At 56.9% G+C, this 15561-nt stretch carries 9 protein-coding genes, 4 tRNA genes and 1 pseudogene; 6 read left to right on the top strand and 8 right to left on the bottom strand.

What is annotated here, in order from left to right; all coding sequences use genetic code 11:
• Window positions 1–33: 33 nt before the first annotated feature.
• Together CSQ86_RS01085 and CSQ86_RS01080 are read right to left on the bottom strand one after the other, a co-directional pair.
• Window positions 34–1827, bottom strand: a complete 1794-nt coding sequence (locus CSQ86_RS01085; RefSeq protein ID WP_100493308.1) for an FTR1 family iron permease — start codon at window positions 1825–1827, stop codon at window positions 34–36.
• Window positions 1828–1999: 172 nt separating this feature from the next.
• Entirely contained in the window at window positions 2000–3685 is a 1686-nt protein-coding gene (locus tag CSQ86_RS01080; RefSeq protein ID WP_133119259.1) for a DUF6020 family protein, read from the bottom strand.
• A gap of 337 nt (window positions 3686–4022) precedes the next feature.
• Here CSQ86_RS01080 and CSQ86_RS01075 point away from each other — a divergent pair.
• From CSQ86_RS01075 to CSQ86_RS01065, 3 genes are all read left to right on the top strand, one after another.
• Window positions 4023–4110, top strand: a tRNA-Ser gene (locus CSQ86_RS01075).
• 114 nt (window positions 4111–4224) lie between these two features.
• A complete protein-coding gene (locus CSQ86_RS01070) occupies window positions 4225–5784 on the top strand; it encodes an AlbA family DNA-binding domain-containing protein (protein ID WP_100493306.1) in 1560 nt (519 codons plus the stop codon).
• Window positions 5785–6398: 614 nt separating this feature from the next.
• Window positions 6399–6470 (top strand) — tRNA-Thr (locus tag CSQ86_RS01065).
• Between the two features lie 11 nt (window positions 6471–6481).
• On the opposite strand, the pseudogene CSQ86_RS01060 reads toward CSQ86_RS01065, so the two are convergent.
• Window positions 6482–7757, bottom strand: a pseudogene (locus CSQ86_RS01060) (OFA family MFS transporter).
• Window positions 7758–8000: 243 nt separating this feature from the next.
• Between CSQ86_RS01060 and CSQ86_RS01055 the strand changes: the two are divergent.
• Both CSQ86_RS01055 and CSQ86_RS01050 read left to right on the top strand, forming a co-directional pair.
• Entirely contained in the window at window positions 8001–8822 is an 822-nt protein-coding gene (locus tag CSQ86_RS01055) for a YoaK family protein (protein ID WP_100493305.1), read from the top strand.
• A gap of 323 nt (window positions 8823–9145) precedes the next feature.
• On the top strand, window positions 9146–9982 hold the full coding sequence (locus tag CSQ86_RS01050; RefSeq protein WP_100493304.1) for a hypothetical protein: 837 nt from the start codon (window positions 9146–9148) through the stop codon (window positions 9980–9982).
• A 61-nt stretch (window positions 9983–10043) separates the two neighbouring features.
• Here the strand turns inward: CSQ86_RS01050 and CSQ86_RS01045 are convergent, their stop codons facing one another.
• From CSQ86_RS01045 to gltX, 4 genes are all read right to left on the bottom strand, one after another.
• Window positions 10044–10529, bottom strand: coding sequence for a hypothetical protein (locus tag CSQ86_RS01045; RefSeq protein ID WP_100493303.1), 486 nt, complete (start codon window positions 10527–10529; stop codon window positions 10044–10046).
• 96 nt (window positions 10530–10625) lie between these two features.
• Window positions 10626–10700: transfer RNA gene (locus tag CSQ86_RS01035), tRNA-Gln, on the bottom strand.
• A gap of 39 nt (window positions 10701–10739) precedes the next feature.
• Window positions 10740–10812 (bottom strand) — tRNA-Glu (locus CSQ86_RS01030).
• Window positions 10813–11178: 366 nt separating this feature from the next.
• Complete coding sequence (gene gltX / locus CSQ86_RS01025; RefSeq protein WP_100493302.1) at window positions 11179–12699, bottom strand: glutamate--tRNA ligase; 1521 nt, start codon at window positions 12697–12699, stop codon at window positions 11179–11181.
• Window positions 12700–13240: 541 nt separating this feature from the next.
• Between gltX and CSQ86_RS09980 the strand changes: the two genes are divergently transcribed.
• Entirely contained in the window at window positions 13241–14560 is a 1320-nt protein-coding gene (locus CSQ86_RS09980; RefSeq protein ID WP_100493301.1) for a DUF805 domain-containing protein, read from the top strand.
• A gap of 91 nt (window positions 14561–14651) precedes the next feature.
• On the opposite strand, the gene CSQ86_RS01015 is transcribed toward CSQ86_RS09980, so the two are convergent.
• Window positions 14652–15533 (bottom strand): D-hexose-6-phosphate mutarotase, encoded by an 882-nt coding sequence (locus CSQ86_RS01015; RefSeq protein ID WP_100493300.1) that lies wholly within the window; start codon window positions 15531–15533, stop codon window positions 14652–14654.
• Window positions 15534–15561: the final 28 nt, after the last annotated feature.

Here is a 15561-nt window from a genome sequence, read left to right as displayed (position 1 = left end):
GATGGCATCCAAGGCCGTGCCGCAAGTCTGTAGTTACTTTGCAGCCGATGCCTTCAGCTTGCGCTGCTTGATGAAGCCGACCACAAACAGTGCAATCACTGCAATGGCGGCAAGCACCTGAGCCACAATGCATTCGACGTACGGGTAGAAGCCAAGCCAATCATTGGTAGGAACGCCCTGCAGGTAGTTGGCGGGCAGTGCGTCACCTTCGATCAGTGCGTGCACGCCGCCGCCCGCAAAGACGACCACGAGCACGGACATCAGAATCGATGTGACCAGGAAGAACGGGCCAATCGGAATCTTGACGGAGGTGAAGCGAATAATCAGGAAGATGATCACCAGCACCACGGCCGCAGCAATGCCACCGGTCCACATGCCTTGCGAATCCTGGCTCATCGAGTAGATGGACTGGTAGAAGATCACGGTTTCGGCGCCCTCACGGAACACGGCGAGGAAGCTCAGCATGGCAAGCGACACAATCGTGCCGAATGCCACCTTTTCGCCGGCCTCAACCTGTGAGGAGACGGACTTGACGGCAGCCTCGGTCTTGTTCTTGATGTAGCGGTTCCACGCTTCCACGGAAGACTTGTTGAGCATCCAATTGCTGGTCCACAGCAGCATGCCCATGGCAATCAGCGCGCAGATGCCCTCCATGATTTCCTGCTGCGGGCCGGAGCCGCCGAACAGCAAAGTGAAGATCACGGCGATGATGCCGGAGCCGGCAAGACCGGCAAGCACACCCACGTAAATCCACTTGGTGAAGCGCTTGTTGCCGGACTTGACGAGGTAGGCCACCACAGCAGCCACCACGAGCAGGGCCTCGAGACCTTCACGAATCAGAATCAGAAACGCCTGGCCGACCGCGCTGGTGATGAACTTGGTGAAGCCGCCTTCCTTATCGGCGGCGCCACCGTCGAGGATGCCGGCATCCTTGACCAGCATGGCCTTCAAGTCGTCAATCAGCTTCTTGGTGTCTTTCAGGGATGCGCCGGTGTTCATGGACTTGCGGCACATCTTGAACTGATATTCCACCTGCGAGACGCGATCGCCACTGATGGCGTTCATCACGTTCTTTTCGAAGCCAAGCTTCTCGTAGTACTGGTAGTAAGCGTTGTTCACCAGCGTGGCGCCTTTGGCGCCGTCGCCGGCTGCATAGGCCTTGTAGGCATTGTCGAGAATCGGGGTCATCTCATTGGCCACATCGGTCCAGGAGCGGTTGCCCTTGCCTGGGTTCTTCTTCTTTTTGGCGTCGAGCTCCTTGCGCTCCTTGGCCAGCTGCTTCTGCAGGGCTTCGGCGTAGGCCTTCGGCTTGGCGAGCGATGTGTTGGCGTCGAGCTGCTGGGCTGTGGCGTCGAGATCGGCGGTCAACGCGTCGATCTGCTGAGAAATCTGATCATCGTTGCCCGGGGTGTAGGAGAGATTCTGAATGCTTTGGAATGCTTGCTGCTGAGCGAGCTGCTTGTCTGCGCCGATGGTGTCGTGCACCACGGCGGTGAAGTTCGAAGCCACGTAAATCTGGTTGTAGGCGGACATGAAAGCCGAGGTAGAACCAGCGGTGTTGCCATCCTTATAGGTCTTCTGGCCTTCCTTCAGCTGCTTATCCATCGCCTTGGAAATGTCAGCCCAGGTGGCATAGTCCACACTGCTGGACGAGCTGGAAGTGGTGTTGCTATCGGCGAATGCCTGCGGCACAGCGACCACTGCAGGTGCGACAGTCGCGATGACGAGAGCAAACAGGAATGCAATGGCAGCCAAAACCCGCAGCTGACTCACGCTGTTATGCTCAGCGGATTGTGCAGCAGACTGTACGCGGGCGCGACGAACCATGCCATATTCCTCTCTCTATGAATGGTCTTCAACCAAAACCAACTTCACAAAATACAGAAAAAATTTTTGAAGAACAGTCTTGATTTTTTTGATAGTGCGAGGTAATTAAGGCACTGTTTGCATCAGATATTGTTGAAAATTGTCTCACTATTTGACCATAGGTGGCTCAGCGTCACTTCCTTTCCCGCAATGTGAACGCCGTTGCCACAAACAACGGCAGCGTGAAATACACCGGAATCGGATACCAGAACAGCGCTTCGGGCGAGGCATAGAGCGACAGCACGGTGAACATCAGCAGACCATAGGCGGCGAGCGCCTGAGCCGGCGTAAATCCGGCAGACCTCTGAACGGTACTGCCATACTGTCCATCATCATGACCGTCTCCGGCTATGCCTGCCGACAACGCATCACCTTTATCCTCGCCTCGCGCACGTTGCTTCCGCCGAATAGCCTGCACGATCAGTGCGATACCCAGACCGAGCGGAATCCAAGTCACATACAAGGCCATTGCAGTCAGCGGATTGTCCGCACGCACCCAGCGGTGAATGGACTGCAGCACATCATGCTTCCACTGCGGCTTGCGCGACGTGCCCATCAGCGGGGCAAGATCGCGTTTGATGGTGCGCAGTCGCTGTGCTGCAGTCGTCGATTCAGTGCTCGCGACCGCATCGCTCGCTTTCTCCCCTACCTCTGCCGGCAAAAATGATGCCCATTGCTTCAAGTATCCTGGTGTGAACAGGTAGTCGGAATCGGTTGGGTAGGCAAAGTTCCTGAGCGGATCCCACCATCCGCGCATCACACCGGCGTAGGCCTTCACATATTCACTTGGATTTGCGGCACCGAGCTGAACCCATGTTGCGAGCGCCGCGGTTTTTTGAGATGCGGTCGGCAATGGGTGCCCCGGCTCGGATTTGGTATACAACGTGGCGAATGTTTCATTCGTGCGCTGCGGTTCGATGTTGGCGGCCGCTTTATCCAAATCCATGATGGCATTGAGACTGTTGCGCTGAGAGTTGCTGATGGCTGTTGGATCATCGTGCGCGACCTGGGCGACTGGCTGGGTGATCAATCCCCATACTTCGCGCCCGGGTGAATGGTTCGCCTGTGTTGCGGCGGCTGCAAGTGGCGACCAGAGAGCTTGGGCTGCGATGATGGCGATGACGAGGCATACGAATGCGCGGAATCGATTGCTTGCACGCCAAGATATGGAACCTTGTGAACGACCGGCACATGCAGCAATCATGCCGATGCCGGTGTACAGCACGATCACCAGAGCTGTTCGCTTAGACGCGATGGCAGCGAACATCAGTACAGTGAAGACTATGGCCACCGGCATTCTGCGCAGCACTGCACCTTTCGTACGGCAGACCTCTGCGAATATCACAGCAAACGGCAGGAAGAACACCGTGTGCAGCGAATCTTTGCCCATGGTGGCGATGGAACCGACCACCACGTAGCTGGTCGCGAGATATATCAGGCTGAATATTCTCACCCATCGCGGGGTGCCGATTTTGCGGATATAGCACAGCAGAAATGCACTACCGGCGGCGAGCGCTGCAGTTTGAACGATGGTGTAGATGGCCTGACCGGCGAGCGGCGTGCCGAAAAGTACGCGGCCAGCATCCCAGAAGAGCTTGAAGATCAGCGTATCGAACAGCGGATGTTGCGTGTAATAGTGATGAATGCCGGAGGCTTGGAGGTATTGCGCGAGGGTGTCGTCGCGCATGGAGCCAGGCCAAGTGAGGATAAGCCAGGGCAACCATGCAATTACGATGATGAGCACATATGGCAGAAAGCGAACTCTGAGTGCTTCTGTCAGCGTGGACGGACGACGAGCACCCAACCAATGCCACGTCATGCCGCCGCAAGAGAGCGCTTGTCTCACGAGTTCGAATCTCGTATCCTCCGCCAACAATTTCGAACCCCTACCGTGAGCATAACCGTCGCTTTGCACTTCTCCTCGCATGGTTGACCAGCCTAGGTTGATTACGCGTGGAGGCGTTCCTCACTTATCAAGAATTCATGCAACCGTCCGAATTTGTTTACAGATAAGCGGTTTGCAGTCGCGTTAGTGCGCCTCGTCGCGCGAGCCCAACAGCACTAACGCGACACGCCGAATATGCATTTTTCCGCGAGCTATGGTAGCTTATTCGAGTTGCCTACGGAGCTTGCTTCTAGCAAACACTGCAGTGCATGGAGGATTCGCCTAGTGGTCTATGGCGCACGCTTGGAAAGCGTGTTGGTGTAACAGCCTCACGAGTTCGAATCTCGTATCCTCCGCCATCACCCCGAAGTCGTTACGATTTCGGGGTTTTTGCTTATTGTTTCAATTTATTGAGCGGTTTCGGACACGATTCGATTCAGCATCGAAAATACTGAATCAGTCAAGGAGGCCTAATGGACGCCACAGAACTGAATCCGATACTCAAGCGCGGCGAGAACATCTCGGTCGAGTTCAAACGCTGCGGCGTCCAGCCCGAGATGGACACGTTCGAGACGGTATGCTCGTTCAACAACCGATTCGGCGGGTCGATCTACCTCGGCGTGCTCAACGACGGCACCGTCGAAGGCGTTGATCGCGGTCAGGCCATCGCCATCGAGCGCAATCTCGTGAACGTGGTCGGCAACCCCAAACTGTTCAACGTCGCGCCAGCCATCGAGACCGAACGCATCGAATACGACGGCAAGCTCGTGATCCGCGTGTGGGTCCCCGCCGGCCCCGCCGTCGTCAGCTTCAAGCACGTGATCTATGACCGTGTGGCCGACGTGGATCGGCGCATCACCAGCGAGACGCAAATCGCGCAGATGCATATCCGCAAACAGAACCACTTCAGCGAACAGCGCGTATACCGGTACCTCAAGCCATCCGACTTCCGATTCGACCTGCTGCCGCGCGTGCGCAAGATGGCCGCGTTGAAGACGCCCGGCCACCCGTGGGCCGAAATGGACGACATGGAGCTGATGCGCAGCGCCGACCTGTACGGCGTCAACTACGACACCGGCGAGGAGGGCTTCAACCTCGCCGCCGTGATGCTGCTCGGCAAGGACGAGGTCATCTCACGCATCGCGCCCGCCTACAAGACCGACGTGATCGTGCGCCGCGAGAACCTGGACCGCTACGACGACCGGCTCATCGTGACCACGAACCTGATCGAGGCGCAGGCGCAGATCTCCGAGTTTGCGAAATGGTACCTGCCTGATCGGTTCATGCTGGAAGGCGACCAGACCGTGAGCCCTCGCGACATCATCATCCGCGAGCTGGTCTCGAATCTGATGATCCACCGCGAGTTCGTCAGCCCCTACCCGGCCAAGTTCCTCATCCTTAACGACGGTATCCACACAGAGAACGCTTCCAAAGCCATTTTCCAAGGTCAGCTCGCCATCACGAGTTTCAAACCAGTATCCAAGAATCCGTTCATCGCGAAGTTCTTCCGCAACATAGGTCTGGCCGACGAACTCGGCAGCGGCATGCGTAACCTGTACAAGTATTCGAAACCCTACTCCGGCAAGGATCCTGTGCTCGACGACGGCGACGTGTTCGAGGCATTTGTCCCTGTACGCTGGGTGGAGGGAGGTACCGCCGAAGGCGACGCGACGATCCGTGATGAAACCGCACGTGACCCGAATGAGACTGTACATGACCTTCATGAGCAGGAAAATGACCCAGATGAAACTGTAAATGGTCTCCATGAGCAGGAAAATGAACAGGTAAACGACCCTCATGAGCAGGAATATGAACAGGTACAAGCACCTTCCAGGGAGCAACTTATCCTCGACCTGATTCGCGAAAACCCGGCTATTACCTACCATGGGGCAGCAGACATTCTGAACGTGTCCTATTCCACGGTCCGAAGAGGTTTCCAAGCGCTACGGGAATCCGGAACGATCGAGCGCATCGGTTCGGACAGACGCGGCACATGGCGCATCCTCACCCCATCGCAGCCATCCCACGAGTGACTGAGACTCCTCGTCGATGCACTGGCAGTGTGATACAGGAATGGCTTCCCATCAAAATACATCAAATGAGCGCGAAGATGAGTCCACGGAACCGTCAAAACATGAAACGCCTGTCAGCAGTAAGGACGAAAGGGCGTGAAAGTCGGCGTCTCGTATCCTCCGCCATCAGGGTTTTGGCTTTTGCCAGAGCCCTTTTTTGTTACTCGCACAAGGTCTTGAGAAGCAAATGCCCCAGAATGCCGTGCACAATCGCGCATTTTTGGCCGTTTTGCAATGACGTACCACAGCACCCTTTACAAGCGCATTCAGCAGTAACGAAATATCAACGGTTTTCATGGTACGAAAATGCGCAACCTCCAAAAAATGCACTTTCACGCCACATTCGGATGGTACGAAATTGCTAATCGGCCAATTATGCGCTTTTGTGCACACTCATCACTCTTGCAGACTTCCTCCGCTCTCCGTCCTGCAGTTCAATCGCGACGCCCCACGGCATCGCAAAGGGCAAGGAGCACGACGAGTCAAAGCGCCGCACCCCCAACACAAGCGTCGACTTGCGTAATATGCGATTGCGTGTATTCTTGTGCAAGTTGTCTAACGGACAGCGAATCATCGCCCCGATAGCTCAGTGGTAGAGCACTTCCTTGGTAAGGAAGAGGTCGTGAGTCCAATTCTCACTCGGGGCTCTCTTTTTCTTTCACTTCGTACCGCGCTTGCCTGCAATCTTTACCGCAGTAACACTCGTAAGCGCCACCACGAACAGCACAGTCAGCACCGGAATCAATGCCGCATACCGATGCGCTTGATCCGGCGCATGCGTCACCACGAATGATGCCAGCTGGTTGCCGGACAATCCCGCGAATGCCCACGCGCTGAGCGTCAAACCGTGCGTGGTGGACACGGTTTTAGTGCCAAAATGCTGATCCAACAGCACCGGCAGCGTGGAGAAACCACCGCCATAGCCGGCGTTAACAAGGAACAGCATGGCGAGCACAGCCCACAACAGTGCGTTGTCGATGCTGTTAATCACCAACTGAAGCACGCATACGGCGATCGACATCACGAAAATCACCTGATACACGCTTTCGCGACGCTTAAGATAATCGGACAGTGCGGAGAATCCCACGCGACCGGCAGTGTTGAACACTGAGTCCACGGCAAGTACCAAACCGATTACACCGGCAATCGCAGCAGCAAAATCAGCAGTATTCAGCAATGCGTACTGCGGCAAAGCCTGCAGCACATCGTGGAGAATATCCTTCTCCTGGCTGATCAGCGCCAGGCCACAGGTGATATTGATATAGAACGCGATCCAAATGCCCCAAAACACCGGCTTCTTCAGAATCGATACGCGACTAACATGCGAGGCCACAGGATCATACGTCCACCCTGCCGGGCGACGAATCAGCAGGAATCCGACGAACATCATCACCGCATATACCGCGGCGAGCACATAGAACATGCCCACAAGACCCACGGCACCAATCAGCCATTCCATCGCCGGGCTTGCGAGAGCTTTGGAAAGACCGAATCCCGCAACGGCAACGCCTGTGGCCAGTCCTTTATTATCGGCGAACCAAAGCATCAGATTCTTGACCGGCGTCAGATACCCCACGCCGAGGCCCACGCCCATAATCGCGCCATAGCAAATGAACACGCCCGGGAGGAATCCCAAAGCGATGCTCACACCGGTGCCTGCAAAGCCAACCACGAAGCAGATCATCGAAACCAGCGCGGATTTCTTAATATCCTTCTCCACCATCGGGGCCGGCGAACGCCGCGGACATGCCAAGGAAGAAGATCGCAAGCGAGAAACCCCACTCCACCGATGCAGAACTGACGTGCAGCTGATCGGCGATGAGCTGCTTGAATACACTCCAGCAGTAGACGGTACCGATCGGGATATGTATCAACAGTGCGGGAATGATTGCGCTGGTCCAGCGGTTTCCGGAAGACTGCTTGACGGTGGCCATGCAGGTGGATCCTTTCGACTCTCGTACAGTTCTCGTCAGCCGTACGGAATCACCAACACCCATAAACACCACATAATGAATGTGCGTTTCTCCGGCGTCGTTGATTCCGTCGACGCCGACAAACAGCACTGTACCGCCACTTCATCGGCAGCACGCACACATCATTAGAGAACACAGCATGATATTGTTCACATTCGGATTGCACAGCAGAACAACCACCAACCGAAGAAAGCCCCGAACACCATGAATTCACACCTTGCCGAAGCAGGACGCACGCTGATTCCCCGCAAGGATGACCAGTACGGTCTGCTTTCGCCGGCGCTGGTCATTCTCACGTTCGTCGCCGGGCTGGTGGATGCCTTAAGTTACTTGGCGCTGGGCCATGTGTTCGTGGCCAACGTGACCGGCAACATCGTGTTCCTCGGTTTCGCGTTCGCCCACGCGCAAGGCTTCGTTTGGTGGACTTCGGCGCTTACGCTGGCCACGTTCATGATTGGCGCGTTTATCGGCGGGCGCATTATTCATTATTTTGGCGCCAATCGCGCACGCCATCTGCTGGTATCCACAGCCATCCAGCTGGCATTTGTGGTCGCTGCTCTGGTCGGCATCTATCTGCTCAACCAGTTCGCACCCGAGCCATCGATGGGCGGCACCGATGCCTCAGCCATCGCTCGCGCCGCGCAGCCCAGTCTGAACTTTCCTACCGCAAGGCATATTGATCTGCATATCATTCTGCTGATTGTGCTGCTCGCCCCGGCCATGGGCATCCAGAATTCCACGGCACGCAAGCTTTCAGTGCCTGATTTGCCTACGACTGTGTTGACGATGACGCTGACCGGCATCGTCGCCGATACGTCCGCACATGGCCATGAGCAGTCCAAACTTGGCCGCCGTGCCATTGTGATGCTCGCTTTGGCGCTCGGCGCATTGACCGGCGCCACACTGCAGACGCGCGGTCATGAAGACATGATTTTGATGGTGATGATCGTCTGCCTCGCCGCAGTCATCGCCATGATGCTGCCCTACATCCACTCTGATGCCCGCTGGATTACGGACAGCAAATAATTCCGTCCTTTACCTCATCAAACGTACGTTGAGGAACAATCGGCGTACGTTTATCGAGGGCAATCAGCACTCGATGCCGTATTCGGCGTACATGTAGGCGTCGTACTGATGCTCGCCGCCGAAGTACGCGTCGTTATGATGTGATTCCTGATGATTGTTGTTCGACTGCATGATTATTCCTTTTCCTAGCCTCATCGGTATTACGATCAGATATAGCGAACGTGCGTTACCGATCTATGCGCGACTAGCGAATCACAGATGAACTCACGGAGAATTTCAAACAATTCCCATTCATCGTCGCCTCAACATAAAGGAGGTTCATCATGCGCATTATCGAGCAGTTCTGCCAAGGTAAACGGTCGGATCAGTCGCGCAACGAGGATGGACTCATCGTCACAGATGGATTCGCGGCGGTGGTGGATGGCGTGACCAGCAAAAGCATCCGACATCTGTGGCAACCCAGCGGCGGAGTGGTCGCTAAAAGCCTCGCGCTTGAGACCATTGCCAAGATGTCCGCAACTTCCACGATGCGCGAGACCCAGCAGGCAATCGATGCGCGCTTCCAGCAGGCCTATCATGAGCGCGACTATTACGACATCCTCACTCGTGAGCCCATCGAACGGCTGCAGGCCAATACGGTGATTTATAGTGCATACCATCGTGAGGCATGGCTATTTGGAGACTGCCAAATCATGGTCAATGGTCAGCAGATTCCCACAGTCAAGCGTGTGGATGAACTTCTGGGCGAGCTGCGCGCGTTCACTGCGCTTGCTTTGCGCAAGCAACAATCATCTGCCAGCACCGCTGAAGCCGGCAGCGCTCTGAACAGCAGCGACCCCGCCCGCGACATGATTCTGCCATTCCTGCGTCTGCAATCCCGGTTTGCCAATGTGCGCGGCCCTTATGGGTATTTTGTGTTCGATGGATTCACGGACCCGACATACCCGATTCGCACAGTGCCCGTGAATCCCGGCGACGAAGTGGCGCTCGCCTCCGATGGCTATCCGATACTGCGGCCTACGCTCAGCGCCAGCGAAAGCGAATTGCAGCGGCTCAAGCGTGATGATCCAGAACTCATCAATGAATATCAGTCCACCAAGGGTTTCGTCAAAGGCTACGATTCGTTCGACGACCGCACCTATCTACGATTCATTGCATAAGGCCGCACCCCCAAAAAACTTCGGAATGCGGCCTTCACCATAATTGCTCAGCTGGAAACGCTTACTTCTTGGAAGCGTTCACAGCATCCACAGCCTTCTTGAGGGAGGTGGTATGAGCCTTGTACCAATCGGCCTGTTCGTTGAGCTTGTCAGTGGCGGACTTGAAGCCTGCGGTATCGTCGGCCACGCAGCCTTCATACACCGGCAGTTCCACGCTTAGCTCCTTGTTGAGGGCATCCAGCGCAGAGGCATCCTTCACATCCTTCCTGGTGAGGGACGCCGCCTCGGATGCATCACCATTGACCAGGTTGTTGTAATCGTTGGTGGCGTTACGCACGTTTTCGGAAGCTGCGGCACAGGCGGCGACCGCGTTGTTGTATTGGGCGTCGGAGTAAGCACGGAAGCCGAATACACCGGCAACGACGATAATGGCCACGACTACCACGGCGATAATGGCGACGGCCACCTTAGACATGTGCTTTTTCTGTGCACCGTCGTTGGTTGCGTTGGCGTTGTTTGCTGGTGCAGTCTGCTGCTCAGCGGACATACTTCGATCTCCTTTGTTCTCAGATCTCTCACCCGGTCAAGGAACTTGTCACACATTCCCGGGAAAACAAAAAACCCTCGCATCAGCGAGGGTCATTGGCTGGGATGCCTGGACTCGAACCAAGAATGGCTGAACCAGAATCAGCTGTGTTGCCAATTACACCACATCCCAATTTGGCTTGGCGTAGCAACTCCGAGGAGTTGTTCGTCGTACCCCCAACCGGATTTGAACCGGTGTTGGCGCCGTGAGAGGGCGTAGTCCTAGACCGCTAGACGATGGGGGCATATTCAGTTTTTCAACCGGCTGCTCGGCGAACCGCGCAACGAGTGATAAATATACGCAACTATTCACCCTCACGCAACTTACGGCGTGTCGCGCGGAATTGCAACGTTTTGGACGCCAAGCAATAGTTTCACTGAAGAACTCAATTAATCTTCATTCGTCATTCATCACATCAAAAAGACGGGCATCTGCTTGAAACAGACGCCCGCCTTCTCTCCCTCCGTCGCGCTTCGCGCGCCACCTCGAACGCAATTAAAGATAGCTTTCAGCTGACTTCATACTGGCTCACTGTCGTTCGCCCTCGCCTGAAAATACCTCCGGTGTTTTCTTTACAGCTCGGCTCATCAGAGGGAGACTCTCAAAAGGATCACAGGTGCTTGCGAAGGCCCTTCAGACGAGCGATGGAAATCGGCTTGCCGACGATTTCCATGGACTCGAACAGCGGCGGGGAGACGCGGCGGCCGGACATGGCCACACGCACCGGGCCGAAGGCCAGACGCGGCTTGTAGCCACCGTCTTCCACCAGAGCCTTGTTCAGAGTCTCGTGCAGGTTGTCGGTCTTCCAATCAGCCTCATCCACGCCTTCCAGTGCGGCGATGGCGGCGTCGAGCACTTCGCCGGCGGATTCCTTGAGCTGCTTGCGAGCGTCGGCGGCCGGTTCCAGGTACTCCTCAGTGGAGAGCAGGGAGCCCACCATGCCGGCGACTTCGCCAAGCAGACGCACGCGCGGCTGCACCAGCGGAGCGGCAGCGGTCAGGACCTCACGCTCGCGGTCGGTCAGCGCATCCCAATTGTCAGCGGAAACTACGCCATCACGGTGCAGATACGGCACCGAGCGGCGCAGGAAGTCCTCGGGCTCAAGCATGCGGATGTGCTCGGCGTTGATGGAGATGGCCTTGTCCAGATCGAAGCGAGCCGGGTTGGCCTTCACGTCGCGTACATCGAACTTGGCGATCATCTCGTCCATGGAGAACACATCGCGGTCGGGAGCGATGGACCAACCGAGCAGAGCCAGGTAGTTGAGCAGGCCTTCACGGATGAAGCCGGCGTCGCGGTGGTTGAACAGGTTGGATTCCGGATCGCGCTTGGAGAGCTTCTTATTGCCCTGACCCATCACGTACGGCATGTGGCCGAACAGCGGGGTGGTCTTGGCGATGCCCAGCTCTTCGAGGTAGCGGTACAGCACGATCTGGCGCGGGGTGGAGCTCAGCAGATCCTCGCCGCGCAGCACCACGTTGATGTCCATCATGGCGTCGTCCACCGGGTTGGTGAGCGTGTACAGCGGGTCGCCGTTCGGACGCACGATCACGTAGTCCGGCACGGAACCGGCCTTGAATTCGATGGTGCCACGAATCAGATCGTCGAAAGCGATGTCTTCGTCGGGCATGCGGATACGCAGGGCTGGCTTGCGATCCTCAGCGCGGAAAGCGGCCTTCTGCTCTTCGGTGAGGTTGCGGTCGTAGCCGTCGTAGCCGAACTCGGCCGGGCGGCCGGCGGCAAGGTTGCGCTCCTTGATTTCCTCAGGAGTGGAGAAGGATTCATAGGCGTAGCCGGCTTCGAGCAGCTTGGCGGCGACGTCCTTGTAGATGTCAGTACGCTCGGACTGGCGGTATGGGCCGTGGGGGCCGCCCACATCGATGCCCTCATCCCAGTCGATGCCCAGCCAGCGCAGGGCTTCAAGAATCTGGTTGTAGCTTTCCTCGGAGTCACGTGCGGCGTCGGTGTCTTCGATGCGGAAGATCAGCTTGCCGCCGGTGGCGCGGGCCTCAGCCCAGTTGAACAGGGCGGTACGCACCATGCCGACGTGCGGGGTGCCGGTCGGAGAGGGGCAGAAGCGAACACGAACGTTCGCGGGGAGTTCAGGTTTGGTGTTTTCAGCATCAGTCATAATCCCCTATTGTGCCGCGCGCGCCGGACGCGCATGGCCCTGCTGCAATGCATCCAACCCCGAACTCACTTTTCGTGCGAATAGTACGTCCAAGAGCTAAATAGTGGACAGTTTGCGTACTATTCGCGGAAAAGTGCATGGGCAGGGCAAACTAGCAGGCGAGGCCGCTGAAGAGTTCGGCCCAATCCTGTGAATCGTCTTCCCGAATCTCATGGAAGTCGGTGGATGCGTTGTTCACGCTCATGCTCATGTAGTCGTTGTTCATCGTTATCCCCTTATGTTCGCACCGGAAGCTTCCATTGCTTCCCGCCTTCGTCGCCGAAGTCGTGTGCAAGTCTTGTTTAACGATAACAAATCACACAAAAGCGCACATCTTGGCTTGATATCGATTTCATAACAATCCTGCGTTTTCTCCTTTGCAGCGCAATCTCGGGAAAGAGGCACGCAGAATTCAGACAATGTTCCGCTGATTTGCTTGGTTTTCGCAGAAAAGCTGGAAGAATGGACATTGACGATATCGTCTTTGATGAAAGGGGAATCAATGACCGATCCCAACAATAACGCGCCGCTGCCACAGGTGCCAGCGCCCAATAACGTCCCAGTCCCGCAACCGCAGCAGCCACAGTACGGCGCCCAGCCGCAGTATGATCAGCCTCAGTACGGTCAGCCGCAATACGCCCAACCGCAATATGGCCAGCCAGATGCGCAGCAGCCGCAATACGAGCAGCCCGCGCAGCAGTACACTTCCGAGAACCCTTTCACCCAGCCGCAGCAAACCCCTGCCTATGGTCAGCCGACCCAGCCGACCGAACCGCAGTATGGCCAGCAGTACGCTCAACCCACCTACTCGAGCCAGTACGGCGACAACGCTTACGGCAACCAGTACAACACCAATCCGTATGGCGCTCCGCAGTCCGCACCCGTCTACTCCACCTCGACTCCGGCCTCCGGAGCCCCGAGCGCGGCTACGGTTCCGCTGGATCAGCCATACTATGGCTGCCCATTCCCGGAAGCCTTCCTGCGCTTCTGGAAGAAGTACGCCGTGTTCTCCGGCCGTGCCTCCCGCAGCGAATTCTGGTGGTGGACGTTGGCACAATGCGGCGTCACTTTCGTACTCGGCGTTCTCGCCAACATTACAGATGACAAGCTCGCATTCCTTGGTGATTTGTGGTCTCTCGCCATCATCGTGCCCAGCATCGCCCTCGCGGTCCGCCGCCTGCACGACACCAACCGTCCCGGCTGGTGGGTTGCCGTCTATTACGGCGCATTGGTAGTCGGCGTCATTCTGATGATTGCCGGCGGCGCAGGCGCGATCTTCGGTGGCATCGGAGGCATGTCTTACGGCGACACGTACAGCAAGGGTTATGGTGCCGTCGCAGCCGGCGGTATCGGCCTGATTGTTGTCGGCCTAATACTTATTCTGGCTACCGCCATTGTGTACATCGTGTTCATGGCTCAGGACAGCAAGCCTGAAGGCGCACGCTTCGATAAGAACCCCGCACCGACCGGTTACACTGCAGCTCCGACCGCCACTCCGGAGGCCCCATACGGCAACCCCTACGGCCCGCAGTATGGCGCGCCGACGGCCCCAAACACCCAGCCTCCAGCACCGGGATTCAATGGCACAGTGCCCGCTCCTGAGGCGTCGGCTCCTGAATATGGCACTCCGGTTCCACAGCCGCAGACTTACGCCCCGGCTCCTCCGGCACCAGCCTATGGAACACCGACTTATGGGCAGGCAGCTCCATCCACTCCGGAAACCCCAACTTATGGCGCTCCTTCAACCCCTGCCGGATCAGCTGGTTCATCTACCAGCACTGGTGATGACGCCAACGCGCAGAAGCCTTGGCAAGGTCAGTGATGCGGTAATATCGCAGCCGCAATCCATAACATAAGCAATCCCCGCTCGACAACCATCGGGCGGGGATTGCTATAGGCAATGCAGCAAATCGTTATGCCACGCTCAAGCTCTGGGAAAGCGCATGGGATTCGCCAGGGGCCAGTGCCACCGCGTGTTCACGGCAGGAGGCGGCTTCGGCGCAGATGAATCCACGCCATTCGCCGGCAGTCTCGTCATTGACAAACGTGCCGTACGGCTTGCCAGGATTCCAGACCACGGTTTGCGGGGAACCGGACTTGGCGATGCGAATCGTGCGCTGTAATCCGGCGTCATGCAGCTCGAGAGTGCTATCGGACTCATAGACACGATCCACTGTGCCATTGAAGGTCACCTCCGGGTCGGACTGCACGCATGGCTTGAATCCATCGGTGGCATCGGCGTAGTGTGCACCGCCCAAACCAGCAAGACGCACGTTAGACACATCGCTCACATGGAAGTACGTGTGCAGCGCCGCCTCATAGGAGAACGGCACTGTGCCCGTGTTGGCCACGGTCAGCGTCATGGTTAGCGTATCGGTGGCATGTACTTCGAAATCTGCATGGAATTGCGGAGTCGGAGCGCTTTCGTTTGCTTCGGCCGGCTCAAGCCACGGCACGTCGCCGGGCTCAAGATCAGCGGAATCAAGCGTGTAATGCGCATACTCATGGCTGAAGGACTCAGCGTCCAACTGCCAAGTGCGAATGCGGCCAAAACCATGATTCGGCTTTTTGCCGAGTCCATGGCCGTCAGCGAATCCCGGGCCGAACCACGGGAACACAATTGGCACACCGCCGACAATCGCCTTGTTATCAGCCAAAATCACCGAAGAAGGGCTCCATACCACGTCTTCATTCTGGTCAGCCGGACGCCAACGCAGTACGTGTGCGCCATAGTCGCTCACGGCAGCGCTGCCGCGGCTGTTATTGAGATTGCGAAGAGCGAACCCACTGCTCATATTGCCTCCTATGCAAACAACGATTTCA

It is taken from the genome of Bifidobacterium felsineum, assembly GCF_002802915.1.
GTDB classification, from domain to species: domain Bacteria; phylum Actinomycetota; class Actinomycetes; order Actinomycetales; family Bifidobacteriaceae; genus Bifidobacterium; species Bifidobacterium felsineum.
The sequence above is the reverse complement of the archived record's forward strand: the minus strand, read 5'-3'. Positions and strand labels throughout refer to the sequence as shown.

What these genes read in the sequence shown, in the direction of transcription:
- CSQ86_RS01015 (WP_100493300.1), bottom strand. Translation starts at nt 15,533, where the DNA reads ATGAGCAGTGGGTTCGCTCTTCGCAATCTCAATAACAGCCGCGGCAGC.
- CSQ86_RS01080 (WP_133119259.1), bottom strand. Translation starts at nt 3,685, where the DNA reads ATGACGTGGCATTGGTTGGGTGCTCGTCGTCCGTCCACGCTGACAGAA.
- CSQ86_RS09980 (WP_100493301.1), top strand. Translation starts at nt 13,241, where the DNA reads ATGACCGATCCCAACAATAACGCGCCGCTGCCACAGGTGCCAGCGCCC.
- CSQ86_RS01055 (WP_100493305.1), top strand. Translation starts at nt 8,001, where the DNA reads ATGAATTCACACCTTGCCGAAGCAGGACGCACGCTGATTCCCCGCAAG.
- CSQ86_RS01050 (WP_100493304.1), top strand. Translation starts at nt 9,146, where the DNA reads ATGCGCATTATCGAGCAGTTCTGCCAAGGTAAACGGTCGGATCAGTCG.
- CSQ86_RS01085 (WP_100493308.1), bottom strand. Translation starts at nt 1,827, where the DNA reads ATGGTTCGTCGCGCCCGCGTACAGTCTGCTGCACAATCCGCTGAGCAT.
- CSQ86_RS01070 (WP_100493306.1), top strand. Translation starts at nt 4,225, where the DNA reads ATGGACGCCACAGAACTGAATCCGATACTCAAGCGCGGCGAGAACATC.
- gltX (WP_100493302.1), bottom strand. Translation starts at nt 12,699, where the DNA reads ATGACTGATGCTGAAAACACCAAACCTGAACTCCCCGCGAACGTTCGT.
- CSQ86_RS01045 (WP_100493303.1), bottom strand. Translation starts at nt 10,529, where the DNA reads ATGTCCGCTGAGCAGCAGACTGCACCAGCAAACAACGCCAACGCAACC.